The organism is Flavobacterium maritimum (genome assembly GCF_040049085.1).
GTDB lineage: Bacteria > Bacteroidota > Bacteroidia > Flavobacteriales > Flavobacteriaceae > Flavobacterium > Flavobacterium maritimum.
This window is the reverse complement of record NZ_JBDLZY010000005.1, coordinates 198777-224472: the sequence shown is the minus strand read 5'-3', so window position 1 is coordinate 224472 and position 25696 is coordinate 198777. Positions and strand designations below refer to the sequence as shown.

Below are 25696 nucleotides of genomic sequence, written 5' to 3'. Positions count from 1 at the left end.
TGACCACTGACCGCTATTTTTCTATCCTTTCTTCATTTTGTTTTACAAAAGCATCCCAACCCGAATAACTTTTACCGGCAACAATTTTTCCTGAGTTGAAAAAATGACAAACCGCTGCCGCCAATCCATCGGTGGAATCGAGGTTTTTTGGTAATTCTTTTAACCCCAATAATTGCTGGAGCATTTTGGCCACCTGTTCTTTACTGGCATTTCCGTTTCCGGTAATAGCCATTTTTATTTTTTTGGGCTCATATTCGGTAATCGGGATATCTCTCGAAAGTCCGGCTGCCATGGCAACACCTTGCGCTCGTCCCAACTTCAGCATCGATTGCACATTTTTACCAAAGAAAGGTGCTTCAATCGCAATTTCGTCTGGATTATGGGTATCAATTAACTCAATGGTGCGCTCAAATATGATTTTCAGTTTCTGATAATGGTTGTCATATTTGGACAATTGCAATTCGTTGAGTTGCAAAAATTCCATTTTTTTATTGATGACTTTGATCAATCCAAACCCCATAATGGTGGTTCCTGGATCAATTCCTAATATGATGCGTTCGTTTGCCATTTTTTTAAACCGCTAAGGCGCAAAGGCACAAAGTTTATTTTATTATTTAAGATACTTCAATACGGATTAGAAAACCATGTAGAAATGTGTACTAGTTTTTCCTTTACTTTGTACTCATGATTTCAATACCTCACAAAACTAAGCAATTCCTCGTACTTCTGATCAAACTTTTGATTGTAGGTGGTGCGTTTTATTTTATTTACAATCAACTGGCCAATAACGATAAACTGGATTGGCAGAAATTCATTGTTTTATTCCAAAAAAACCAGTCGGTTTCCGGGATTAGTTTTATTCTATTATTGAGTGTTTTGAATCGATTTTTTGAGATATTGAAATGGCAGACATTAGTTGGATTTATTCATAAAATATCCTTGGCTGAAGCGACTAAACAAGTTCTTGCCGCTCTGACCGCCGGACTTTTTACGCCCAATGGCGTGGGAGAATATGCGGGAAAAGCTTTGTTTTTTGAGAAAAAGGACACTAAAAAAGTTTTGTTCTTAAATCTGATTTGCAATGGAATCCAAATGGTTTTAACCGTTATTTTTGGGATTTTTGGTTTATTGTATTTCAATGCCCAATACAATGTGATTACCACCAAAACTGTAATTGTTCTTTTTGGAATTCTGCTAATCGTTTTTGTTGTTTTATTTTCCGTCAAAAAAATCACTATCAAGGGCTATTCCATCGAAAAAATGATTCACAAGATTAACGAAATTCCAAAATTCATTCATCAAAAAAACATCCTTTTGGCCATTTGTCGCTATTTGGTTTTTTCACATCAATACTACTTTTTGTTTCTGGCCTTTGATGTTGATTTACCTTATTTGACACTGATTGCCACCATTACCACTGTTTATTTCCTAGCTTCTTCCTTGCCTACATTTCAATTTTTGGACTTTGCCGTAAAAGGAAGTGTCGCTGTCTATTTCTTTGGAATATTAGGAGTGAACGAATGGATTGTGATTTTTATCTCGACTTTGATGTGGTTCCTGAATGTGGTTTTACCGGTAGTAATAGGAAGTTATTATGTGTTGAATTTTAAAACCAAAACCACCATATGATTTTTGTTTTCTACATAATCATGCTCTTATATTGCTTAGCGATAGCTGTGCTGATTTATGGATTCACAAAAATCAATTCTTTTGAATACACTGGCTTAAAGCCAAAAACCAAATTATCGATTATCGTTCCATTCCGGAATGAAGCCAAAAACCTGCCCATCCTGTTAAACAGTTTTTCGAAATTGAATTATCCTGTGGAATTGTTTGAAGTGATTCTGGTTGATGATGAATCAGAAGAAGTGTTCAGTCCCGAAGCGACGGGACAGTATTCAGTATTGAGTATTCAGATAATAAAGAATATTCGGGTTTCTAATTCGCCGAAGAAAGATGCCATTGTAAGCGCCATGCAGCAGGTAACCACTGATTGGATTATTACCACCGATGCTGATTGTACAGTAGACAAAAACTGGTTATTAACATTAGATAATTATATTCAGTTTCATGCTGTTTCGATGATTGCCGGCGCCGTTACTTACGATTGTCAGGATTCTTTTTTACATCATTTTCAGCAATTGGATTTGGCCAGTCTGCAAGGAGCAACGATTGGAAGTTTTGGCATCCAAAAAGCTTTTATGTGCAATGGTGCCAATCTGGCTTATACCAAAACTTTTTTCCAAGAGTTGAATGGTTTCGAAGGAAATGACGGTATTGCCAGTGGCGATGATGTTTTTTTGCTGCAAAAAGCGGTTGCAAAATCACCTGAAAAAGTTCAGTATCTGAAGTCTGAAAACACTATCGTAACTACAAAACCTTTGAATTCCTGGAGATCATTATTCTATCAAAGAGTACGGTGGGCGTCAAAAACAAGTTCCTATCAAAGTGGTTTCGGAAAAGCATTGGGATTATTGGTTTTTGCGGCGAATTTGTGTTGGCTTTTGGCTTATGGTTATTGGTTGCTGGGCTTAACCGCTTTTCAGAATGTCTTATTATTATTTATCTTAAAGTTTACGATTGATGCCATTTTAATTAAAAAAGCCAATCGTTTTTTGACAAGAACCAAACTGCACCATTTGGTTTTGGGCAGTTTATGGTATCCTTTTTTTAGTGTGAGTGTCGCTTTGTATTCCTTATTCGGTAAATATGAATGGAAAGGGCGAAAGTTCTAGATTGCGTTTACGATGATTGTTTTTCTTTACGGCTCCAGCCCAGATTGTATCGAAATCCCTCGCTTTTTCTGCGTGGCTATAGCATAACTGGACACAAGCGTAACAAACTGACGAGGTAAATAGCTTCAAAAAAAACAGAATAAAATCTACTCTACTTTTAGAATAACGGGAAGTATAAATTGGGTCTTTACGGGAATACCGCGTTTGATAGCCGGATTTACTTTTGGAAAATCAACCAAACGCGTTTTGAGGATACTGTCAATTTTAATTTTGTCGTAAGCCACGGAATCTTTTGGGAATTGTGGTTCAAATTTCATCGTGGCATTTGGAAAAATAGTCACTTTAACCTCGATGGTATCCAGTTCCGGATACAAAACAGACAGGGTGTCAACACTTAATTTCTCTTGAATAAGTTGCGTTAAAATCTCAAAAAAGCATTGTTGGCGTTGTTCTTTATTATCGATTTTTTCGCAATCTACCACCGACGGATATTCATCAACTTCTTTCCAATTAATTGATTTTAATTCCTTTTGCAACAATTCCTTTTCCGAAGGGATTTGTTGGTCAAAATATTGACAGGAGTTAAAAAGTAGTACTAATAAAAGTAGTATTGGAAATATTTTTCTCATATTCGTTAACGAAACAAAAACTGTTTTAAATTTATTTAAAAGTACAATTTTAATTTTCAAAAATACTAAAAATTAATTTATGGATATTCTTCTTTTGATTGTCGGTTTTCTATGCATGATTGTTGGAATTTTCGGGAGTTTTTTACCCGTTTTACCCGGCCCAAGCATCAGTTGGATTGGATTGGCACTACTCTATTTTACGGATACCGTTCCGGCCAATTATTATATTTTAGGCATCAGTTTATTGGTCACTATTCTTATTTCTATTTTAGATTATATCATTCCGGCCAAAGGAACCAAACGATTTGGAGGTAGTAGTTATGGAATTTGGGGAACGAATATCGGTTTGATTGTTGGGATTATTGCGCCCGTACCTTTGGGATTCATTATTGGTCCTTTTGTAGGCGCTTTTATTGGAGAACTTATTTACAATTCAAAAGATCATCACAGGGCTTTGAAAGCCGCCACAGGATCCTTCATAGGCTTCTTGGCTTCCAGTTTTATGAAGTTTGTCGTATGCATGATGTATCTGGGATTGTTTGTATGGATTGTATGGCAGTATAAATGGGGATTATTTTAAGAGTATCCAAAAAACAACCCAAAGCCATGTAAGAACATTTAAGACTTTTTAATTGAAAATCTAAACTTATATAGTTTGTTATGATCCAGAAGAAATCCAAAATGTTTTTATAAACTGCTCTAAAATCAAAAAAGCCGTTCGCCGAGGCGAAAAGCTTTTCATTGGTCTAACTACTAAACCCGGTCAGCTTACAAGGCCGACCAAACAACACAACTAGCTTTAGATACTGCTTATTGGCAAAAAAAGCCTTTCTGTTACGAAAGGCTTTCCCAATATTAGCGGTCTGGACGGGACTCGAACCCGCGACCCCATGCGTGACAGGCATGTATTCTAACCAACTGAACTACCAAACCTCTGCTTTATTGCGGTGGCAAATATACGATAGATTTTTGTTTACGCAAGTATTTTTTACGGATTCAATCCTAAAAAATGCAAATAAATCAAAAAATGAATTCGGAACATCTATAAATCAAAAAAGCCATCCGTAGATCCCGAAATAAATCCAGAAACATTGGAAAGCTTTTCATTGGTCTAACTACTAAACCCGGTCAGCTTACAAGGCCGACCAAACAACACAACTAGCTTTAGATACTGTATATTGGCAAAAAAAGCCTTTCTGTTACGAAAGGCTTTCCCAATATTAGCGGTCTGGACGGGACTCGAACCCGCGACCCCATGCGTGACAGGCATGTATTCTAACCAACTGAACTACCAAACCTCTGCTTTATTGCGGTGGCAAAGATACAATAGATTTTCGTTTACGCAAGTGTTTTTATAGAGAATTTTAAATAAAACGCTGCTAAATTATCCAAAGTTTTGTTTTTCAACTAAATATGTCAATAATATTTTTTCAAAATTTTCACCAACACCCACCGGAATGTATTTAATTCTGTTCTGAGCACAGGTTAACGCAAGCCTTTTAAAGTAACTTTCGACCTCTTTTTCATATTCCTCCTTCACATTATCGGCAAAAATAGCTACCTCTTCTCCCGTTTCTACATCAATAAACTTCCTCGGCGCATTGTCAAAATCAAATTTCAACTCCGTTTTGTTGTCCACTACATGAAACAAAACCACTTTATGTTTATTATGTTTCAAATGTTGCAACGCATTAAACAACTTTTCTTCTCCCTGCGCATCGGAGCCTGACTGAAACATATCGGTAAACAGAATAATCATCGAACGACGGTGAATTTTCTCCGCTATTTGGTGCAAATAAGTAATTGTATCGGTGCTTTTCTTTTCCTTTGGATTCTCAAGAAGGTTTTCAAGAGCATTCAAGATCATTCGGTGATGACGCTCACTGCCTTTTTCGGGCGCATAATACTCATATTTATCCGAAAACACACTGAGTCCCACAGCATCGCGTTGCTTCTTCAAGAGATTCATTAAAACAGCCGAAGCCAGAACTGAGAAACCTATTTTGTTTTCAAAAAAAGACTGACTGTCTTTTAATTTGGGATAATGCATCGAAGAAGAATTATCAATGATAATATGACAACGCAAATTCGTCTCTTCCTCAAATCGCTTGGTATACAATCTGTCAGTCTTGGCAAATAATTTCCAATCGATATGCCTGGTGCTCTCCCCTACATTATAGACTTTATGCTCGGCAAATTCGGCCGAAAAGCCATGAAACGGACTTTTGTGCATACCCGATATAAAACCCTCCACTACCTGATTGGCTAACAATTCCAAATGTTGGAAACTGGAAATTTTCTCTATTTGTGATTCAATCTTCATCTCTCAAATGTATTAAAAATGTATCAAAAGATTGAATTATTGGAAAATTTAAAGATTGCAACAGAAAATGGCACAACCACTGATTCATTGATTTTAAAACCATTTTTTCAATTCACGAATCTGCTGTGACTTTTATTGGTCTAATCTAAACATTGTAAACTCAACAAAAAAAAAGGCTTGACTTTCGCCAAACCTTTCCTTATATAAATCATAATCTACCGATTACAACAAAGCGTCTAAACTATCTGCGTAGGTTTGTTTCGGAGCTACTCCTACTTGTTTTCCTACAACTTCTCCGTTATGAAAAACCAACACAGTTGGAATATTTCTCACTCCGTATTTTGCAGCGAATTCTTGGTTTGCATCCACATCAACTTTCCCTACAACCACTTTTCCGTCGTATTCATTACTTAATTCGTCAATGATTGGTCCAACCATTCGACAAGGCCCACACCATGCTGCCCAAAAATCAACCATTACCGGTTTATCTGATTTCAAAACTACTTCTTCAAAAGTAGCATCTGTTATTGCTAATGCCATAATATATCTTTGTTTAAAAGTTTAAAACTTGAGTACAAATTTAGAAATTAAAAACTAATCAAACACTATTCGCAAATTAGTTTTGGCTATAAGTACATTGTCAATTCTTATTCCTTATTCTCGGTTCCCTAAATTGGGTTTCTTTAGGAGCTTTTTCCTGCTGTACGCTATATCTTTTATGGTCCGAAAAAAGACCATAAAAGGATGCCGCTTCCATCAGGGCTAGGGCCTTTGGGATTTCAAGACCTTTAGTTGCATTCCATACTAACAAAAAAAGACCTTCTTTTCAGAAAGTCTTTATTGTATAGTAATCGTCTTTAATTACAGACTGTATTTCAACCCAAGAGTCAAACCTAATCCGCTAATTCCAACATAAGAACTAATATCATCAGTTGCTTTAGTATTGTCAAAACCAGCTGCATTTGTTACTTTACTGTTTGAAGTTGTATTAATTTGTTCTACATAATTTACGTGACTGGCAGAGTAAGATGCGTCCGCACGAAAAGCAGTAGGTGTGTTTAATTTATCTACACCATTTTCAGTATACACTTCTGTTTCTTTCGATTTTCCGTGAACTGTAAAATTACGGTATTCCAATTCAGCATAAGCAGAGATGTTTTTACCTAATTTATAAGATGTACCTAAAGCAGCCATAAAACCAACTGTTGGATTAGGCAATATTACATCTTTTGTATACGTATTTGTAGTTCCAAGCGGATTGGTATAAGTTCTTCTGGTTTCAATAGTCAAATCTCCTACAACAGGAACAATAACCCCTACCTTAGTATAAGGCTCAAATCCTTTGCTTTCACCTAAAAACAAAACAACAGCTGGAGCAAAATCAAATGCAGTAATTTGTCCTTCGGCTTTACCGGTTACAAAAGTTGGACCGGCAGCTACTAATCTATTTACCGTTTCAACCATTGTTTTACTATTGCTCGTGAAAAAATTAAATCCCATCTCAACACCAAAACGCGGTGAAAAACGGTATCCTGCATTTAAACCTGTACGAAATCCTTCTCCAAAAGACCCATGATTAGTTTCTCTGGAAGCCAAAGTAGTCCCATCTGCAGCGTATACATCAGTGTTTGGCAATTGTCCTGAAACAACTGGAAATTCTGTTGCAGCAGTCTGTATAAAATAAGAACCTCCTAATTTAAAATACCAACTTTCTTTTTTTTCTGTTTGAGCCATCATGGTCATACTACATACCAAAAGCCCTAATAACAAACTATTTTTCATGATTTTTATTAATTAATTTGCGCAAACTTAAAATAATTTTAACCAATGTTTTTATACACTTCAGACGCTTAAATGCACTTTTAATGCATTTCTCAGTCTTTAGGTAAATTATTTACTATGCACGCATACTTTTAACTAAAAAATCACAAAACCTATTTAAATTTAACGCTAAAAAAAACCTAATTCAACTTAAAATTAATTTGCATTTTCTCTAATTCCACTAATAATTCATTAGAGATTTTGACTTTCAACTTTCGGCTTGGCATACTTAATTTGGTTACCACTTTTATCTCTTCTATTTCTGTGGTAGTATTTATTTGTGGTGCTTCAAGTAGAACTGCATCCGAATCTTCATTTTCGTTTTCATCAACAAAAACCACATCATCATTCTCCCCAAAATCAGAAGTGGTTTCGATAATTCGTTTTATTTTTTCCAATTCCATAATTTCAAAAGTAACGGTATTATCACCTTTATTCTCCTGAAAAAGATGGCTTAATCTATGTATAAATTCAGTTTGCAAATCATTAATATTCAGCAATACAATAAGTTTTTTTGCAAATGTCGGCAACACATCCTGTAAATACTGTATCAACATAAACTGCATTCTTGGCTCTCCTTTTTTTCCGGTTTCTTTGTCTGCCCATCCTTCTTTTACCACCACTTTCATGTAGGTAAAATTATTTTGAATAAGAAAATGACGAAACTTCAGATACTCTTCCCCAAAAATTCGAAATTCATAACTCTCATCATATCCTTCGAGTGAAAACATCCCCCAGCCTTTTCCATTTTTAGCCACTCTATGTTGCACATTATTTATAATTCCACCAAAAGCCAAGGTTTTACCCACATGAGCTTCCAAGTTTTTCAAGGCTTCTAATCTGGCATTACAAAAATGTTTCATCTCAAATTTGTAATCATCCAAAGGATGCCCAGAGATGTAGATTCCAACAACTTCTTTCTCTTTAGCAAGTTTTTCCATTGTACTCCAGTCTTCGCAAGGCGGCACAACCGGTTCTGCAATCTGGACTTCACTGGTATCGCCAAACAAACTCACCTGCGAGGAATTCTCATTCTCCTGAAACTTAGAGCCATATCGAATCGCTTTTTCATAAAAGGTAATTCCATCGCCATCATCATGAAAATATTGCGCACGTGTAGTTCCTAAAAACGAATCAAAACCTCCCGCTAAAGCAAGATTCTCCAAGGCTTTCTTATTCGCAGCACGCAAATCAATTCGTTTGGTCAAATCAAAAATCGATTTGTATTTTCCGTCTTTTCTGTTTTCTACAATCGTCGCAACAGCTCCGGACCCCACTCCTTTAATAGCTCCCATTCCAAAACGTACCGCATAATCATCATTTACAGTAAACTTGTAAAATGACTCATTGACATCCGGTCCTAAAACTTGTAACCCCATACGTTTACATTCCTCCATAAAGAACGAAACCTGCTTGATATCATTCATGTTATTTGAAAGTACCGCCGCCATATATTCCGCCGGATAATGCGCTTTCAGGAAAGCCGTTTGATAGGCAATCCAGGCATAACAGGTCGAGTGCGACTTATTAAAAGCATAACTCGCAAAGGCTTCCCAGTCTTTCCAGATTTTTTCCAAAACTACCGGATCATGACCTTTCTCCGCCGCCTGATTAACAAATTGAGGCTTCATTTTATTTAGGACATCAATCTGCTTTTTACCCATCGCTTTACGCAAAACGTCAGCCTCACCTTTTGTAAATCCGGCCAATTTTTGCGACAAAAGCATCACCTGCTCCTGGTAAACTGTGATTCCGTAGGTTTCTGCCAAATATTCTTCGCAGGCATCCAAATCGTATTTGATTTCTTCTTCCCCATTTTTACGGCGAACAAAAGAAGGAATATATTCCAAAGGTCCTGGACGATAAAGCGCATTCATCGCAATTAAATCCGCAAAAACAGTCGGCTTCAAATCCTTCATGTATTTCTGCATTCCGGGTGACTCATATTGGAAAACCCCTACTGTTTCTCCTCTTTGGAACAACTCATACGTCTTCACATCATCAATCGGAAAATTATCCGGATTAAGCTCTACTCCAGTTCTGTATTTGACCAGTTTAACCGTGTCTTTAATAAGGGTAAGGGTCTTCAGACCCAAGAAGTCCATCTTCAACAATCCAGCACTTTCAGCCACAGAGTTGTCAAATTGGGTCACATATAAATCGGAGTCTTTCGCTGTGGTTACAGGAACGAAATTCGTAATATCATCAGGCGTAATGATTACCCCACACGCATGAATTCCGGTATTTCGCATGGAACCTTCTAAAATTTTTGCTTGCTGTATGGTCTCACCCGCCAAATCATCTGTATTAGCAATACCAATCAACTCTTTTACTTTATCCCATTCCTCAGATGATTTTAATGCTTTTTTCACATCGCCTTCATCTTCTGAAATAAAACGTGCCAAATTCCATTTCGACGGCATCATTCCGGGAATCAGTTTCGCAATTCTGTCGGCTTCAAATAACGGTAAATCCAATACACGTGCCGTGTCACGAATCGCCGATTTGGTCGCCATTTTACCATAAGTGATAATTTGCGCTACCTGATTGGCGCCGTATTTATTAATTACGTAATCCATTACACGACCACGACCCTCATCATCAAAATCGATATCAATATCGGGCATGGATACACGATCCGGATTCAGGAAACGCTCAAAAAGCAAATCGTATTTAATGGGGTCGATATTGGTAATCCCTAAACAATAGGCCACCGCTGAACCAGCAGCCGAACCACGACCCGGTCCCACGGAAACATCCATTTCCCGGGCTTTGGCGATGAAATCCTGTACAATCAAGAAATAACCTGGATATCCGGAATTAGAAATAGTCAGTAACTCAAAATCCAATCGTTCTTGAATATCAGGGGTAATTTCACCATATCTTTTCTCAGCACCTACCATCGTCAGGTGGCGCAAATATTTATTTTCACCTCTAACTCCACCATCCGCTTCGTCTTCGGGAATCATAAATTCCTCAGGAATATCATATTTGGGAAGCAATACATCACGATACAGTGAGTAAATTTCAACCTTGTCTATAATTTCCTGAATATTGATAATGGCTTCCGGCAAATCGGCAAAGAGTTTTTTCATTTCCTCTTCCGACTTATAATAATATTCCTGATTTGGCAAACCATAACGATACCCACGACCACGACCAATAGGTGTGGCTTGTTTTTCACCATCTTTCACACACAATAAAATATCGTGTGCATTCGCATCTTCTTTATTTACATAATAGGTGTTATTGGTAGCGATTAACTTTACATTGTGCTTTTGCGAAAACTCGATTAAGGTTTTATTCACCCTATTTTCATCTTCTTGCTGGTGACGCATGACTTCTATATAAAAATCAGCTCCAAACTGTTCTTTCCACCAAATCAAAGCTTCTTCGGCCTGGTTCTCACCAATATTCAGAATTTTACTCGGAATCTCTCCGTATAAATTCCCAGACAAAACCATGATATCTTCCTTGTATTTTTCTACAACAGTTCTGTCGATTCTGGGTACATAATAAAAACCTTCTGTATAAGCAATCGAAGCCATTTTGGCTAAATTATGGTAGCCTTTTTTGTTTTTGGCTAACAGGACCACTTGATACCCATTGTCTTTTTTGGATTTATCAAAATGGTTTTCACAAATATTAAATTCACAACCTACAATCGGCTTAATCTCAGTTTCTGTTGGCTCCTCCCCATTTTCAACCAATGATTTATTTTTTGCAGAAGCCCCTTTGTTGTAATTCATTACCGCACTGACAAAATGGAAGGCTCCCATCATATTTCCCGTATCAGTCATCGCAACGGCAGGGAAACTATTTTTTGCGGTAGCAGAAACTAAAGGCCCAATCCCGATGGTGGATTGCAAAACCGAAAACTGGGTATGATTGTGTAAATGCGCAAACTTAGCCGCAGAAAAATCTTTTTTATCTGCTTCTGAAATAGTAGTTTGCGTTGTGTCCTGTTCTATCGTTTGAAGCTGCTGACGAATTTTATCAGAAGCTTCTTTTAAATTAATATGTTTTAAACCAATGAGTTGAATCTCTCTTGGATTCCTATTTTGAAAATCCTGAAAATAGCCGGCTGGAACATCGAGCTCTTCTTTCGTAAAAATATCTCTACGGATCAACTCCAAAAAACAACGCGTAGTTGCCTCCACGTCGGCAGTAGCATTATGTGCTTCCGCAAAAGGTTTATCAAAAAGATAACTGTGTAATTCCGTTAAGGTTGGTAATTTAAATTTACCACCGCGACCACCCGGTAATTTTAATAATGATGCCGTAACTTCGGTACAAGTATCAAGAACCGGCATAGAGGCCATTGGTGAATCAACTCCCATTCGGTGAAACTCACAGCCCATAATATTCACATCAAAACCTAGATTCTGACCCACAATAAATTTGGCTTTACCTAAAGCAATATTGAATTTCTCCAAAACTTCAGATAAAGAAACTCCATCAGCTTCTGCCAATTCGGTTGAAATACCGTGAATACGTTCGGCATCATACGGAATATTAAACCCCTCCGGCTTCACCAAATAATCCTGATGTTCGATGAGTTTACCCATATCATCATGCAACTGCCATGCGATTTGAATACAACGTGGCCAGTTGTTCGTGTCGGTTATGGGTGCGTCCCAACGTTTGGGTAATCCTGTGGTTTCGGTATCGAATATTAAGTACATAACTGTAAATAAAGTGTTTGCATTTATTTAAAAATACAAAAAATGAATTTCAAATTTAGGTTTTTTTAGGCTAATGAAATAGCTAAGTTATTAACAAAAAAATGTCTCTAAAATCTGAATCTAAGTCGCCTCATCAAATTCTTCAAACTTAAATTCTGATTGCAAAATTCACAAACATTTCAATAATAGTACGTTAAAAAATACAAAATAAACAAGAATATCTGTTTTTTGGATGTCGTAGTATTTCATCAGGAAATAGCACTCCCGCAAACATACAAACAGTCTCTTTTTTCAGGTACAAAATCCTAGACAAAACTACTTTCAACGAAATAAATAAAGACTAATTTATTGCCAATTATTACGATTTTGTTTCATTTTGTTATATTATTTTAACGCAATAACCAGTTTTATGATTGAATTTACAATAAATTTGCAAATTATAAAAAAGCAAAAAGCAACAATAAAATTTTATAAAAAAAGAATTTAAAGTAAAAATAAAGCAGCTTCATTACCCCCAAAATAGTATAACTAATGCGTTAATCTATTTTTAAACCCGTTTGGGTATCGTATTATAATGAAATAGCATAATTGACTCCTATATTTCTTTTTTTAGATTTGTTGCCATTGTTACAATCATGGTGAATTGCAATGGTTGTAAAAAAAAGAAATACACTTAAAAAAAATTAAAATGAGTAAGACATTATTTGACAAAGTATGGGATTCACATGTAGTACGTAAAATTGAAGATGGACCAGACGTGTTTTTTATTGACCGTCATTTCATCCATGAAGTTACCAGTCCTGTTGCTTTTTTAGGTTTAAAAACAAGAGGCACCTCGGTTTTATACCCAGAACGCACTTTTGCAACTGCCGATCACAACACCCCAACTATAAACCAACATTTACCGGTTCAAGACGCTTTGTCTGCTAATCAACTAAAGGCATTAGAAGATAACGCTGCAGAATATGGTATTTCACACTGGGGACTAGGTCACCAAAAAAACGGAATTGTACACGTAGTTGGTCCTGAAAACGGAATTACTTTGCCAGGTGCTACAATTGTTTGTGGAGATTCTCACACTTCTACTCATGGTGCTTTTGGTGCTATTGCTTTTGGTATCGGAACTTCTGAGGTAGAAATGGTTATGGCTACACAATGTATCATGCAGCCGAAACCAAAGAAAATGCGTATCAACGTAAACGGAACTTTGAGCAAAGGTGTTGGACCAAAAGATGTGGCTTTGTATATCATTTCAAAATTAACTACTTCCGGAGGTACAGGATATTTTGCTGAATACGCTGGAAATGTTTTTGAAGATATGTCTATGGAAGGTCGTATGACTGTTTGTAACTTGAGTATCGAAATGGGTGCCCGTGGCGGAATGATTGCTCCTGACCAAAAAACTTTCGATTTCTTAGAAGGCAGATTATACGCTCCAAAAGGAGAGGCTTGGACAAAAGCAGTGGAGTATTGGAAAACTTTAAAAACTGATGCTGATGCTGTTTTTGATGCTGAATTGAATATTGATGCAGCAGATATCGAACCAATGATTACTTATGGTACAAATCCAGGAATGGGAATTGGTATCTCTAAACATATTCCAAGTGCTGACCAAGTGGAAGGCGGCGAGGAAACTTATAAAAAATCTTTGGCCTATATGGGCTTTGAAGAAGATGACGTAATGATTGGAAAACAAATCGACTACGTTTTCTTAGGAAGTTGTACTAATGGTAGAATTGAAGATTTTAGAGCTTTTACAGAAATTGTAAAAGGAAGAAAAAAAGCAGATAATGTTACCGCTTGGTTAGTCCCTGGTTCTCACGTGGTAGAAGCACAAATCAAAGAAGAAGGTCTATTGGATATTCTTACTGAAGCTGGATTCGTATTGCGTCAGCCAGGTTGTTCAGCTTGTTTAGCGATGAACGATGACAAAGTACCAGCAGGTAAATATGCTGTAAGTACTTCAAATAGAAACTTTGAAGGTCGTCAAGGTCCTGGTTCAAGAACATTATTAGCCAGTCCAATTATGGCTGCAGCTGCTGCGGTTACCGGGAAATTAACAGACCCAAGAGACTTGTTCTAAAAGCCTTACGCTTTAAGCAATATGCTTTAAGCAAAAAAACATAATTTATAATACAACTGTAGGGAAAGCCTACAGCCTAAAGCAAAAAAAAATGGCATACGATAAATTTAACATCCTTACGAGTAGTGCAGTGCCGCTACCAATAGAAAATGTGGATACCGATCAAATCATCCCAGCTCGTTTCTTGAAAGCTACGAAACGTGAAGGTTTTGGAGACAACCTTTTCAGAGACTGGAGATACAACGGAGATGATACTCCAAAAGCTGACTTCGTATTGAATAACCCAACTTACAGCGGAAAAATATTAGTAGGTGGAAAAAACTTTGGTTCAGGTTCTTCAAGAGAGCATGCTGCCTGGGCTGTTTACGATTATGGATTTCGTGCAGTTGTTTCCAGTTTCTTTGCAGATATCTTCAAAGGAAACTGTTTAAACATTGGCGTTTTGCCTGTACAAGTTAGTCCAGAATTTGCTGAAACTATCTTCAAAGCGATTGAAGCAGATCCAAACACACAATTAGAAATCAACCTTGAAGCGCAAACTATTACTTTGTTAGCTACAGGACAACAAGAATCTTTTGCTATCAACGGATACAAAAAGAACAATATGTTGAATGGTTTTGATGATATTGATTATTTGCAAAACATTAAAGAAGAAATTGTTGGGTTTGCCAATCAGCTTCCTTACTAAGATAAATCACTTTTAGTTAAGAGACCCGGCAGCTTTTTTTAAAACCTGTCGGGTTTATAAATAAAATAGGAGTATGATTTTAGAAGTTGCTATTCTGCAAGTAAAGAAGGGTGAGGAATCACTGTTTGAGAAAGATTTTGAAATAGCAGGAAAATATATCAGTGCAATTGACGGCTATATTGGTCATAGCTTAAGAAAATGCATTGAACAGGAAAACAAATACATCCTGCTTGTAGATTGGGAAAAAATTGAAGATCATACGGTTGGTTTTAGACAATCTGACGAATATTTAGAATGGAAAAAATTGCTTCATCATTATTATGACCCTTTTCCGGTTGTGGAGCATTTTGAAATGATATTGGAAAATAAAAAATAATACGATTTGCTTTTTAGCATTAAAACATAAAAAGACAATTTGCATATATCAAGCGAATACTTGCAAATTGTTTTTAACAATACCGACAATTTAATCTGTCACAACTTTTTTAATCAATATGGGAAAAAGAAAAATTGAAATAATGGATACGACACTTCGTGATGGTGAACAAACATCAGGAGTCTCATTTTCTGCTGCAGAAAAATTAACCATTGCGCAATTATTGCTGGAAGAATTAAATGTTGATCGAATCGAAATTGCTTCGGCACGTGTAAGTGAAGGAGAATTTGAAGGTGTAAAAGGTATCATGGCTTGGGCCAAAGAAAAAGGATACAGTGATAAAATAGAAGTCTTAACCTTTGTAGACGGAGGACTTTCCATAGACTGGATGAAAAAATCCGGCGCCAGAGTTCAAAATTTATTGACCAAAGGATCGCTCAATCATTTGACGCATCAATTAAAAAAAACACCGGAACAACATTTTACCGAAATTGCTCAAGCTGTTGCATTGGCTCAAGATAACAATATTGATACCAATGTATATTTAGAAGACTGGAGCAACGGAATGCGTAATTCCCCTGAATATGTATTTCAATACCTGGACTTTTTAACTAAGCAACCCATTAAAAGAGTCTTATTGCCTGATACTTTAGGGGTTTTAATTCCGTCAGAGACTTTTGAATTTATTTCAAAAATTACAGCAAGATATCCCAATACACATTTTGACTTTCACGCTCATAACGACTACGACTTAAGTGTTGCCAATGTCATGGAAGCCATAAAAGCAGGAATTCACGGATTGCACGTTACTGTAAACGGAATGGGTGAACGCGCTGGTAATGCTCCGCTTGAAAGTACTGTAGCCGTAATCAATGATTTTTTACCGGAAATAAAAATTAATGTAAAAGAATCTTCCTTGTTCTCTGTGAGTAAATTAGTAGAGACATTTACAGGGTACCGAATTCCGGCGAATAAACCTATTGTTGGTGACAACGTATTTACACAAACTGCCGGTATTCATGCCGATGGAGACAACAAGAATAATTTATATTTTAATGATTTACTTCCGGAACGTTTTGGAAGAAAAAGGAAATATGCTTTAGGAAAAACATCCGGAAAAGCGAATATTGAAAAAAATCTTCAGGAATTAGGGTTAAAACTAAATCAGGAAGACTTAAAATTAGTGACCCAAAGAATTATCGAATTAGGCGACAAAAAAGAAACTGTTACCAAAGAAGATTTACCATATATTATTTCTGATGTTTTGGATAGCCAAACCTACGAAGAGAAAATTGTAGTAGAATCTTATGTCTTGGTTCACGCCAAAGGAATGCGTCCTTCAACAACGCTTTGTTTAAAAATAGACGGCGAAATTATCGAAGAGAACGCACAAGGAGATGGACAATTTGATGCTTTCATGAATGCTTTGGGAAAAATATACAAAAGCAAAAAAATGTCTTTACCAAAACTGATTGATTATGCTGTTCGAATCCCGCCAGGAAGTAGCTCAGATGCCTTATGTGAAACCATAATCACCTGGACGAATAACGGAAAGGAATTCAAAACAAGAGGATTGGATTCTGATCAAACAGTTGCCGCTATCGTAGCGACCCAAAAAATGTTGAACGTGATTACCGATTAGAGATACAAAGTATTTTTCAGCTTTGAACCTTTGAATCTTTGCCACTATGAACCTTAAAAATAATAAATACTTAAAAAATGAAATTTAACATAGCCCTTTTAGCCGGAGACGGAATCGGACCAGAAGTAGTTAATGAAGCAGTAAAAGTTTCTGATGCCATTGCAAAAAAATTCAATCACGAAATCAATTGGACACCTGCACTTACGGGAGCTTGCGCCATTGATGCAGTTGGAGTTCCTTATCCTGATGAAACACACGAAATCTGTATGAAAGCTGATGCCGTTTTGTTTGGAGCTATTGGACATCCAAAATACGATAATGACCCAAGTGCTCCCGTAAGACCGGAACAAGGATTATTGTTAATGCGCAAAAAATTAGGTTTGTTTGCCAATGTGAGACCAACCTTTACTTTTCCATCTTTGATTGACAACTCTCCTTTAAAAAGAGAGCGTATTGAAGGTACTGATTTAGTTTTCTTAAGAGAACTTACCGGTGGAATTTATTTTGGAGAAAAAGGAAGAAGAGACGATGGAGAAACTGCTTTTGACAACTGTGTTTACACCAGAGCTGAAGTAAAACGTTTAGCTAAAAAAGGATTCGAATTAGCTATGACCCGTAGCAAAAAATTATGTTGTGTTGACAAAGCAAACGTGTTGGAAACTTCCCGTTTATGGAGAGAAACTGTACAAGCTATGGAAAAAGACTATCCAGAAGTTACAGTAAGTTATGAATTTGTTGATGCCGTTGCCATGCGTTTGGTACAATGGCCAAACTCTTATGACGTATTAATTACCGAAAACTTATTCGGAGATATTTTGACAGATGAAGCTTCTGTTATTTCTGGTTCTATGGGATTAATGCCATCCGCATCTGTCGGAGAACATACTTCATTGTATGAACCTATTCACGGTTCCTATCCACAAGCTACAGGATTAAACATTGCTAATCCATTGGCAACAGTATTATCTGCAGCCATGATGTTTGAAGATGCTTTTGGATTAAAAGTAGAAGCTGAAGCTATTAGAGCGGCTGTCAACAAATCTCTAGAACAAGGAATTGTTACCGAGGATTTAGCTGCCAAAGGAGCAAAAGCTTATTCAACCAGTGAAGTAGGTGATTGGTTGGTTGCTAATCTATAAAAAGTTTAAAGTTTCTTTTGTTTAAAGTTCAGTAATAGTCAAGGTTATTATCTAAAAAAACATTAAACGTTTTTTAGCTATTGCTCAACTTTAAACTTTAAAACAAAAAATAATACCCAACAAAAAAGGTGTCAATTTACATTGACACCTTTTTTTTATATAAAGAAAAAAATATTAATATCCTCCTCTGTTACCACCACCACGGTTATCTCCACCACGGTTGTTTCCGTAACCTCCGCGTGAATCTCCACCACGGCTGTTGTTAAAACTTCTTCTTTCGCCTTCTGGTTTTGGCTCAGATTTGTTTACTACAATTGCACGTCCTTGAACAGTAGCACCGTTCAATTCATCAATTGCTTTTTGAGCTTCTGCATCATTTGGCATCTCAACAAAACCAAAACCTTTACTTCTTCCTGTAAATTTATCAGTAATGATTTTAACTGAATCAACTGCTCCGTATGCCTCGAAAGACTCTCTTAAATCTGCTTCCTCAATACTGAATGGAAGGCTTCCAACAAAAATATTCATATGTACTTATTTAAATAATGAAACAAATGTAAACTTATTTTTCTCTAATCTACTATATATTAGGTTATTTATGCTTTTATTTTGAATTAAAAAAATTAAAATACTATAAAACCGACAGATTACAAGAAGAAACACTACTATTCTTGTGCAGGAACTACCGGTACTTTATAAAACACTCCTTGCTGAAAATTGATACTCGGTCCCGCCAAAGGGTTATTAGCAATGTTTTCCGCATTAAATTTAAAAGTTCCTGAAACGGTCATATTGAGGGCATCATATTCGGTAATCACAATTTGACCATCCCCTATTCCAAATCCTGTAGAAAAAATGATACTGCCGCCACTGCCTAAAAGTTCATAGCTTGCTTTTTTTGATTCACTTGTTCCTAAAAAATAGGTTTGAGGCGCAGTAGAAGTGGTTTTTAAAAACAATTTTTCATTCGTTGTATAGCCTTCGATTTGCAAAGAACCATCCGAAGCAAGAGTTGCTTTAGAATCAACTACTCTCCAAAAAACATTATCTTTCAAGCCTTGCAATGAAGGATTATTGAACTTAACATTCTCCTCACAGGAAGCCAATAAAAAAAGTACAATTAAAGAAAGAAACAGTTTTTTCATAAAATCATTATTTAAAGAAACAAAAGTATAGAATTTCCGACAAAAAAACGGAAATGAGCAAAAAAAATACCATCAAAATTGCCGTAACACTTTATCACTCATTAAAATAGAAAACCAATTAGTTTATATAAATAAAAAATGTATCTTTGCACCCTTAATTAACAGAGGTCGTGCACCTCAAAATTTAATCATAAGATTATGTCAGTAAAAATTAGATTACAAAGACACGGTAAAAAAGGAAAACCTTTTTACTGGGTTGTAGCAGCAGATGCTCGCTCAAAAAGAGATGGTAAATACTTAGAAAAAATCGGTACTTACAATCCAAACACAAACCCAGCAACTATCGACTTAAACCTTGATAGCGCAGTTAAATGGTTACACAATGGTGCTCAACCAACTGATACTGCTAAAGCAATTCTTTCTTACAAAGGAGCTTTATTGAAACACCACCTTGATGGAGGTATTCGTAAAGGAGCTTTAACTCAAGAACAAGCTGATGCAAAATTAGCTGCTTGGTTAGAGGCAAAAGCTGGAAAAGTTGATGCTAAAAAAGACGGTTTGACTAAAGTTCAAGCTGACGCTAAAGCTAAAGCTTTCAAAGCAGAACAAGAAGTAAACGCAAAACGTTTAGCTGCAGCTGCACAAGCTGAAGCAGATGCTATTGCTGCTGCTACTCCTGCTGTAGAAGAGGAAGTTTCAGAAGAAGCTCCTGCTGCAGAAGAAAATAACGAAACAACTGAAGCATAATTTAAGCAGCGAAAATGCGTAAAGAAGATTGTTTCTATTTAGGTAAAATCGCTAAAAAATTTAGTTTCAAAGGAGAAGTTCTTGCCTATTTAGACACGGACGAACCTGAGTTATACGAAAACTTGGAATCAGTGTTTGTTGAATGCAACAAACACTTGGTTCCTTTTTTTATTGAAAGCAGTTCCCTGCACAAAAACGATTTTCTCAGAATTCGTTTTGAAGATGTAAATACCGAAGAAGAAGCGGATGCCTTATTAGGCAACGATTTATACCTTCCTTTAAAAATGTTACCCAAACTTACCGGTAACAAATTCTACTTTCATGAAGTTATTGGATTTGAAGTAGAAGACAAGCGCCTTGGTGTTGTTGGAAAAATTCAATCCATAAACGATACTACCGCGCAGCCTCTCTTTGAGGTAAAAAACGGAGATGTAGAAATACTGATTCCAATGATTGACCATTTCCTTGTAAAAATAGACCGTGAAAACAAAAAAGTAGTCATGGATTTACCGGAAGGACTTATTGAAATGTATTTATAAAAAGTTTATTCGGTTAATCGTTGATTTGGTTATTTGTATAACCAGCTGAAATGCTTCGCCAGTTCGCTATCGCTCGGGTCAGCAATCGTTAATCCTCAATCAGAAACCTTCATGTTCCAGTTCAAAAAGTTCACTATAAACCAAGATCGTTCCGCTATGAAAGTAGGTACTGATGGTGTTTTATTAGGCGCATGGACTCCCTTAGAAAACAATCCTTTCAGTATTCTGGACATTGGAACCGGGACAGGAATTATTGCATTGATGCTGGCGCAAAGAAGTTCAGCGGAGCAAATCGACGCTTTAGAGATTGACGAAGATGCGTACGAACAGGCAACCGATAATTTTGAAAACTCCCCTTGGAATGACCGTCTGTTTTGTTTTCATGCAGGATTGGATGAGTTTGTGGAAGAACCGGAAGACGAATATGACCTGATTGTTTCCAATCCCCCCTTCTACCAGGAAGATTACAAATCAAATAATGAACAACGAGATTTGGCCCGTTTTCAAGACGCTATGCCTTTTGAGGATTTGATTGAAGCAGCCGATTTATTACTATCCGAAAAGGGTGTTTTCTGCGTCATTATTCCTTTCAAAGAAGAAGAAAATTTCTTGGCATTAGCCCAAGAATACGAATTATACCCTCAAAAAATCACTCGTGTAAAAGGCACTCCAATCACCGAAATCAAGCGCAGTTTATTGGCTTTTAGCCGAAAAGAAAATCCAAATTTCACTATCGACGAATTAGTTATCGAAACCGCCAGACACATCTATACAGCAGAATATATTGAATTGACGAAAGATTTCTATTTGAAAATGTAGAAAAAAAGTCTCTACTTTTCCATAACACGCTCTAACTCTGCGTCTCTTCTTTCTTTAAATAAAAGGACAACCGCAAAATTGTATCTACAAACACGGTATTATTCCTAATAAATTCAAATGAATTTAAAAAAAATATCTTAAATTTGAGTTAAAATCAAATCCATTCACAACAACAAGTTTGTGAAATTTCGCATACAATCATTTTTATTTTATTGCACTCAACAGTATTGTAGAACAAGACTCCTAACCTATAGTATAGCATCATGAAAATAAATCTTCTTCTCTTAGTAGTACTTTTTTCAACAGTGCAATTGATGGCTCAATCACCTGTTATTTCCAATAACAAATTCTCCCTCGGGAGTTACGGCCGGGCGGGAGTTGCTTATGGTGTTGGTGTAGAAAGTGAGTTCCCGCGTTCACTCAATTTAAACGGAATGGGATCAATTGGGGGGAGATTTGAAGAAAATGATTATTTTGAATTAGCTGCGGCGATGCACTTCGCCCCAACTATCGGAGGCAGTGACACAACCAAAATAAGCGCTCAGGCCCGATTTGCATTTTATACCACCCAAGGTCAATTGATTGGCAACGTCACCAATAAATCAACAGGCGGAATTACAACAGCTTTACCGGAATTATTCGTCGAGGCCAAAAACATAATGGGAAGCGAATGGACTGTATGGCTTGGTGCCAGACTATACCGAGGTGATGATATCCATATAATTGACCATTATTATTTTGATGATCATGGAGGACAGGGAATTGGTGTCAAATACAAAAACACGCAGCTTTCGGTGATATTTACAGGTTCGATTGACACCACATCTACATTACCACCCAATTTCTATCTCAATATTGTCAATGGGACTCCTGTTCTGGGACTACGCAACAGATATGTTTCTATTTTAGAACATACAGCACCCGTACGTAAAGGTTACATCAAATTGCTTGGGGAATTTCACCGCCTGCCATCTGGCGTCTCCAGCGATGCAAATACACAATACAGTTATCCTGCGGACATTGGATTTGTTGTAGGGGCTAAATATTATAAAGACATTTCTACCAAACTTCCCGGTTCCTTTAATGCCGTAAGCGCCCGCTACGGTTATGGAATTGCAAATGGTGGAGATGGGGGCTCCAGCAGAACATACATGACCTACGGAGGACCAAACCTTGAAACCAATAGTTTCAAAAAAGCGTACTCTCTGGCCCTTACCGAAACATTCTTACTGAATCTCAGCCAAAAATATTCGCTTAACGCCTATGCCATTTACACCAAAAGTGTTGGCGCCAGTGATAGCCTAAACAAAACACCCGATTATCTCGGAAAGCAATTATTATTCAACAGGAAACAGGATATCTCTTTTGGAGCCAGAGGAACATGGTATATTAAAAACTGGCTGCACCTGCTTCATGAAGTTGATTTTGCCTGGCGAAAAGATGGTACTCAGGAATTTGCGCAGATGACCAAATTCACTATTGCACCCACATTGGTTCCCACCTCACAACGAGATGTTTGGGCGAGACCTCACTTCAGACTCGTATATAGTGTTGCCCATTACAACCAATTTGCTGCTGACAACCTCTATTCACCCTATTTAGCACAAAGCGGCTCTCAAAGTTGGGGCCAATATTTAGGTGCTAAAGTGGAATGGTGGGTCTGGTAAAACCCGCTGATAAGACTAAACAAAATAGAGCCAACAAAGGCTTTTTATTTGACAGTACATTTCAATATCTTTTCCGATTTATTATGATGCAGATTCGCATCATCAAAACTCCTGTTTATCGTCCTCCAAAATAAAATTATTATTTTTCCAGAATTCAGGATCTTCTTTCAAAACTACTCCAAGTTTTAATCGATCAATTTGACGGTTCATTTTCTCGACATTGGTTGTATTTATATCCAGAGACATCATGTCGTAACTTGTCATTTGTGTCTTTACAAGTTTATTATCTTTCCTCGACAAATATTTATTTTCCACAGTTTCATTGCTGTAATTCAAAAAATATTTGTCGCCGACCAGTTTGTAAGTCTCTGTAATTTTAAGCACCGCTTGTTTTTTCAATCCTGAATTATCATCAGGATAATCAGGGTATTTTTCTAAATAATGTTCAAATTTGACTATGGCAAAGGATTTGGTATCAATGTACAGCATTCCTGTAGCGTATTTTGGGGCTGGATTACTAAATCCAGTAGTAAATACATCTGGCGCATTATTGACAAAACTTACCATATACACATTCCGATTATCATAGCTCGCAACACCTTCATTTTTTAAATTGAACGAGGTCGTTTTGTGTATCACATTGGACTCGCTAAGAAGGATGTTTGTAAAAATCATTACACCAAAATAACCAATCCCTTCCCAATTGTCTTTTGACGGGTTATTTGTAGTACATTGAAAATGAAGTAAATTACCATAGAAATTACTTGCTGCATCACTAGAGCTGTTAATTCCCTCAGGACAATAAGTGTTTAAAACCGCTTCTTCATTAGAAAAAACAACCCCATCTTCTTTGATTCTCGATCTAAAAAAGAATTTTTGATTGTAAGGATTTTGAAAATAATTGTCGTATATGTTCTTTCTTACTTTCTTCAAAATCTTTTCTGCCGTCAACGATTTTACTTTTTTTCTGGATGCAGCTAGCTTCATACCATCTAACTGAATGGTTTCTTCATCAAATTTTTGCAATTGAATCTCAACTACATTCTTTAAATTTTCCAATTTTGAAACAGACAGTGTATCCGAATAATATCCTAAAGCCGAAACAATCAATTTGCCATTAAAACTACTTCTAGGAACTTGAAACTGGAATGCTCCACCATTATTTGCCACCACGCTTTTGTTTGTATTCAAAAGATAGACATCCGCATTAGGAATGGCTTTGTTGCTTTTTTTATCTGTTATTTTTCCTGACACAGTAAAAGATTCTAGTGCAGTGCTTGCTGTATCCAATATACCTGGTTTTGGTGGGTATGATTTTTTTATAAAAAGCAAGCCATCAAAAACTTGATTCCATTTTGCTTTAATGGGCAGGTTACTCAATGCCGAACAGTAGTAACTGGTAGTGTCTTTTTTGTCAAAACCAAAAAACACTTTAGTGTTCTCGTTGCTAGTCAATTGATGCTCAATACTATTAACTGGTGGTTGCAGTATGGGATAATTGCGGATACCTATAAAACCATAATCTCCCTCATAAGAAGAGAACGCAATACTGTACAACTTATCTTTGAAATGGTTTTTGAGTAACTCGCCCATAGGAATAGCACCTTCCAATGATTTTACTCTCCCATAAATTTCTTCGCTTTTGTCTCTGAACTGCTTTTCTATTTCTATTTGTTGCTTCACGTACCCATCAGTTAGGGTCGTGTATTCAAAATCTTTTATATTATTTGCAAAATGATTGGAAGAACTCCAGCAAATCATTTTTTCCTCTGGATACAATTCAGAGAGGAATATCAAATTTTTAGCCATTTGAGAATCTCTGAAATTTTGTTGCTTCAGTTTTTGCTTTTGTATTTTTTTAATTTCAAGATCAACCTGCGCAATTTGATTCAGGACTACTTGTTCCATCAATTTCTCCTGTATATTAGGTCTTCCTATTTCCTTGAAAGATCCTAAAACCAGATTATATTGCTGATACAAATTCAAAGAATCTTTCTTATTTGCCGCTACATTACTTAAATCTCTCTGCACAAATATTTTTTCGATGTTGCTAAAAACAGTATCCGAAATAATGATTTGTCGTTCCAAAAATATCTTTTTTAAATCCTCTATAAAGTATTGATTGAATAAAGAACCGCCTTCTTCGCTATCAAAACCAATTACTTTTATAGTATCCTTAAAGCTAGCTGTCCGTTCCATATGCGACAATAAATTCTGGAAGGTGCGGGTGTTGGACCACCTATAGACGCTTCTGTTATAGATTGCTGTAGTAACTTTATTTGTGGTATACAATTTCCAAGCTTTATAGCCTTCGTACATCCCTGTTTCAAAAACAAGGGTATTCTTCCCTTTTCTACGATTCAAATGTAAAGCAAGGTTCAATTTCTCATCCATCGTAGCGCCATCGCCATAGGTTTGCTCTCCTAACAATATGATTTTTTTGTTTTTCAGTATTTTGTCTAAAAAATAAAAATCTTTGTTATCGTTCATTACATAAGGTTTTCCTGCAATGGGTTTCTGAGAGAAACTAAAACTAGAACAAAAAAGAAATAATAAAAGGGTAACTTTTTTCATTTTGATATATTTATGTTTTTCAACAATAGCGAACTCTGTACTTTTCAAGAAATATGGCATGATTGCCGATCCAGTTTTGATAAA

The 25696-nt window shown here is 36.5% G+C and carries 21 protein-coding genes and 2 tRNA genes; 12 read left to right on the top strand and 11 right to left on the bottom strand.

Annotated elements, in window-relative coordinates; all coding sequences use genetic code 11:
• Window positions 1-13 precede the first annotated feature (13 nt).
• Complete coding sequence (gene ruvC / locus ABEB23_RS12290; protein ID WP_348812897.1) at window positions 14-568, bottom strand: crossover junction endodeoxyribonuclease RuvC; 555 nt, start codon at window positions 566-568, stop codon at window positions 14-16.
• Between the two features lie 116 nt (window positions 569-684).
• Between ruvC and ABEB23_RS12285 the strand changes: the two genes are divergently transcribed.
• Together ABEB23_RS12285 and ABEB23_RS12280 are read left to right on the top strand one after the other, a co-directional pair.
• A complete protein-coding gene (locus ABEB23_RS12285) occupies window positions 685-1629 on the top strand; it encodes a hypothetical protein (protein WP_348812896.1) in 945 nt (314 codons plus the stop codon).
• Between the two features lie 20 nt (window positions 1630-1649).
• Complete coding sequence (locus ABEB23_RS12280) at window positions 1650-2735, top strand: glycosyltransferase family 2 protein (RefSeq protein ID WP_348812895.1); 1086 nt, start codon at window positions 1650-1652, stop codon at window positions 2733-2735.
• A 146-nt stretch (window positions 2736-2881) separates the two neighbouring features.
• On the opposite strand, the gene ABEB23_RS12275 is transcribed toward ABEB23_RS12280, so the two are convergent.
• On the bottom strand, window positions 2882-3364 hold the full coding sequence (locus tag ABEB23_RS12275) for a hypothetical protein (protein ID WP_348812894.1): 483 nt from the start codon (window positions 3362-3364) through the stop codon (window positions 2882-2884).
• 79 nt (window positions 3365-3443) lie between these two features.
• On the opposite strand from ABEB23_RS12275, the gene ABEB23_RS12270 reads away from it, so the two are divergent.
• Window positions 3444-3944, top strand: a complete 501-nt coding sequence (locus tag ABEB23_RS12270) for a DUF456 domain-containing protein (protein ID WP_348812893.1) — start codon at window positions 3444-3446, stop codon at window positions 3942-3944.
• Between the two features lie 279 nt (window positions 3945-4223).
• Here the strand turns inward: ABEB23_RS12270 and ABEB23_RS12265 are convergent.
• The 6 genes from ABEB23_RS12265 to dnaE form a co-directional block, all read right to left on the bottom strand.
• Window positions 4224-4297: transfer RNA gene (locus tag ABEB23_RS12265), tRNA-Asp, on the bottom strand.
• A gap of 291 nt (window positions 4298-4588) precedes the next feature.
• Window positions 4589-4662, bottom strand: a tRNA-Asp gene (locus tag ABEB23_RS12260).
• 86 nt (window positions 4663-4748) lie between these two features.
• Window positions 4749-5687 carry a DUF58 domain-containing protein gene (locus ABEB23_RS12255; protein WP_348812892.1) on the bottom strand — a complete coding sequence of 313 codons (939 nt, stop codon included), beginning with the start codon at window positions 5685-5687 and terminating at the stop codon, window positions 4749-4751.
• A gap of 222 nt (window positions 5688-5909) precedes the next feature.
• Complete coding sequence (trxA, locus tag ABEB23_RS12250) at window positions 5910-6227, bottom strand: thioredoxin (protein WP_071184740.1); 318 nt, start codon at window positions 6225-6227, stop codon at window positions 5910-5912.
• 321 nt (window positions 6228-6548) lie between these two features.
• Entirely contained in the window at window positions 6549-7469 is a 921-nt protein-coding gene (locus ABEB23_RS12245) for an outer membrane beta-barrel protein (RefSeq protein WP_438861677.1), read from the bottom strand.
• A 179-nt stretch (window positions 7470-7648) separates the two neighbouring features.
• Window positions 7649-12193, bottom strand: a complete 4545-nt coding sequence (dnaE, locus tag ABEB23_RS12240; RefSeq protein WP_348812891.1) for a DNA polymerase III subunit alpha — start codon at window positions 12191-12193, stop codon at window positions 7649-7651.
• 688 nt (window positions 12194-12881) lie between these two features.
• On the opposite strand from dnaE, the gene leuC reads away from it, so the two are divergent.
• From leuC to leuB, 5 genes are all read left to right on the top strand, one after another.
• Window positions 12882-14276: a 3-isopropylmalate dehydratase large subunit gene (gene leuC, locus ABEB23_RS12235; RefSeq protein ID WP_348812890.1), complete on the top strand. Its 1395-nt coding sequence runs from the start codon at window positions 12882-12884 to the stop codon at window positions 14274-14276.
• Between the two features lie 91 nt (window positions 14277-14367).
• Complete coding sequence (leuD, locus tag ABEB23_RS12230; RefSeq protein WP_348812889.1) at window positions 14368-14964, top strand: 3-isopropylmalate dehydratase small subunit; 597 nt, start codon at window positions 14368-14370, stop codon at window positions 14962-14964.
• 73 nt (window positions 14965-15037) lie between these two features.
• Window positions 15038-15340 carry an antibiotic biosynthesis monooxygenase family protein gene (locus ABEB23_RS12225; RefSeq protein ID WP_348812888.1) on the top strand — a complete coding sequence of 101 codons (303 nt, stop codon included), beginning with the start codon at window positions 15038-15040 and terminating at the stop codon, window positions 15338-15340.
• A gap of 118 nt (window positions 15341-15458) precedes the next feature.
• Window positions 15459-16982 carry a hydroxymethylglutaryl-CoA lyase-like TIM-barrel protein gene (locus ABEB23_RS12220; RefSeq protein ID WP_348812887.1) on the top strand — a complete coding sequence of 508 codons (1524 nt, stop codon included), beginning with the start codon at window positions 15459-15461 and terminating at the stop codon, window positions 16980-16982.
• A gap of 77 nt (window positions 16983-17059) precedes the next feature.
• Window positions 17060-18121: a 3-isopropylmalate dehydrogenase gene (gene leuB / locus ABEB23_RS12215; RefSeq protein ID WP_348812886.1), complete on the top strand. Its 1062-nt coding sequence runs from the start codon at window positions 17060-17062 to the stop codon at window positions 18119-18121.
• Window positions 18122-18295: 174 nt separating this feature from the next.
• Here leuB and rbp read toward each other — a convergent pair whose 3' ends face one another.
• Both rbp and ABEB23_RS12205 read right to left on the bottom strand, forming a co-directional pair.
• Entirely contained in the window at window positions 18296-18649 is a 354-nt protein-coding gene (rbp, locus tag ABEB23_RS12210) for an RNA-binding regulator (RefSeq protein ID WP_348812885.1), read from the bottom strand.
• Between the two features lie 137 nt (window positions 18650-18786).
• A complete protein-coding gene (locus ABEB23_RS12205; RefSeq protein WP_348812884.1) occupies window positions 18787-19266 on the bottom strand; it encodes a DUF6252 domain-containing protein in 480 nt (159 codons plus the stop codon).
• Window positions 19267-19464: 198 nt separating this feature from the next.
• Between ABEB23_RS12205 and ABEB23_RS12200 the strand changes: the two genes are divergently transcribed.
• The 4 genes from ABEB23_RS12200 (at window position 19465) to ABEB23_RS12185 (ending at window position 23038) form a co-directional block, all read left to right on the top strand.
• The gene (locus ABEB23_RS12200; RefSeq protein ID WP_348812883.1) at window positions 19465-20013 is read left to right on the top strand and encodes a 30S ribosomal protein S16; all 549 of its coding nucleotides are present in this window, start codon (window positions 19465-19467) and stop codon (window positions 20011-20013) included.
• A gap of 14 nt (window positions 20014-20027) precedes the next feature.
• Complete coding sequence (gene rimM, locus ABEB23_RS12195; protein ID WP_348812882.1) at window positions 20028-20552, top strand: ribosome maturation factor RimM; 525 nt, start codon at window positions 20028-20030, stop codon at window positions 20550-20552.
• Window positions 20553-20663: 111 nt separating this feature from the next.
• Window positions 20664-21371: a tRNA1(Val) (adenine(37)-N6)-methyltransferase gene (locus tag ABEB23_RS12190; protein ID WP_348812881.1), complete on the top strand. Its 708-nt coding sequence runs from the start codon at window positions 20664-20666 to the stop codon at window positions 21369-21371.
• Window positions 21372-21634: 263 nt separating this feature from the next.
• Complete coding sequence (locus ABEB23_RS12185; RefSeq protein WP_348812880.1) at window positions 21635-23038, top strand: carbohydrate porin; 1404 nt, start codon at window positions 21635-21637, stop codon at window positions 23036-23038.
• 102 nt (window positions 23039-23140) lie between these two features.
• Here the strand turns inward: ABEB23_RS12185 and ABEB23_RS12180 are convergent, their stop codons facing one another.
• Complete coding sequence (locus ABEB23_RS12180) at window positions 23141-25612, bottom strand: carboxypeptidase-like regulatory domain-containing protein (RefSeq protein WP_348812879.1); 2472 nt, start codon at window positions 25610-25612, stop codon at window positions 23141-23143.
• Between the last annotated feature and the right edge of the window lie 84 nt (window positions 25613-25696).

Coding starts and splice junctions, on each gene's coding strand:
- ruvC (WP_348812897.1), bottom strand. CDS start 568: ATGGCAAACGAACGCATCATATTAGGAATTGATCCAGGAACCACCATT.
- ABEB23_RS12285 (WP_348812896.1), top strand. CDS start 685: ATGATTTCAATACCTCACAAAACTAAGCAATTCCTCGTACTTCTGATC.
- ABEB23_RS12280 (WP_348812895.1), top strand. CDS start 1,650: ATGCTCTTATATTGCTTAGCGATAGCTGTGCTGATTTATGGATTCACA.
- ABEB23_RS12275 (WP_348812894.1), bottom strand. CDS start 3,364: ATGAGAAAAATATTTCCAATACTACTTTTATTAGTACTACTTTTTAAC.
- ABEB23_RS12270 (WP_348812893.1), top strand. CDS start 3,444: ATGGATATTCTTCTTTTGATTGTCGGTTTTCTATGCATGATTGTTGGA.
- ABEB23_RS12255 (WP_348812892.1), bottom strand. CDS start 5,687: ATGAAGATTGAATCACAAATAGAGAAAATTTCCAGTTTCCAACATTTG.
- trxA (WP_071184740.1), bottom strand. CDS start 6,227: ATGGCATTAGCAATAACAGATGCTACTTTTGAAGAAGTAGTTTTGAAA.
- ABEB23_RS12245 (WP_438861677.1), bottom strand. CDS start 7,469: ATGAAAAATAGTTTGTTATTAGGGCTTTTGGTATGTAGTATGACCATG.
- dnaE (WP_348812891.1), bottom strand. CDS start 12,193: ATGTACTTAATATTCGATACCGAAACCACAGGATTACCCAAACGTTGG.
- leuC (WP_348812890.1), top strand. CDS start 12,882: ATGAGTAAGACATTATTTGACAAAGTATGGGATTCACATGTAGTACGT.
- leuD (WP_348812889.1), top strand. CDS start 14,368: ATGGCATACGATAAATTTAACATCCTTACGAGTAGTGCAGTGCCGCTA.
- ABEB23_RS12225 (WP_348812888.1), top strand. CDS start 15,038: ATGATTTTAGAAGTTGCTATTCTGCAAGTAAAGAAGGGTGAGGAATCA.
- ABEB23_RS12220 (WP_348812887.1), top strand. CDS start 15,459: ATGGGAAAAAGAAAAATTGAAATAATGGATACGACACTTCGTGATGGT.
- leuB (WP_348812886.1), top strand. CDS start 17,060: ATGAAATTTAACATAGCCCTTTTAGCCGGAGACGGAATCGGACCAGAA.
- rbp (WP_348812885.1), bottom strand. CDS start 18,649: ATGAATATTTTTGTTGGAAGCCTTCCATTCAGTATTGAGGAAGCAGAT.
- ABEB23_RS12205 (WP_348812884.1), bottom strand. CDS start 19,266: ATGAAAAAACTGTTTCTTTCTTTAATTGTACTTTTTTTATTGGCTTCC.
- ABEB23_RS12200 (WP_348812883.1), top strand. CDS start 19,465: ATGTCAGTAAAAATTAGATTACAAAGACACGGTAAAAAAGGAAAACCT.
- rimM (WP_348812882.1), top strand. CDS start 20,028: ATGCGTAAAGAAGATTGTTTCTATTTAGGTAAAATCGCTAAAAAATTT.
- ABEB23_RS12190 (WP_348812881.1), top strand. CDS start 20,664: ATGTTCCAGTTCAAAAAGTTCACTATAAACCAAGATCGTTCCGCTATG.
- ABEB23_RS12185 (WP_348812880.1), top strand. CDS start 21,635: ATGAAAATAAATCTTCTTCTCTTAGTAGTACTTTTTTCAACAGTGCAA.
- ABEB23_RS12180 (WP_348812879.1), bottom strand. CDS start 25,612: ATGAAAAAAGTTACCCTTTTATTATTTCTTTTTTGTTCTAGTTTTAGT.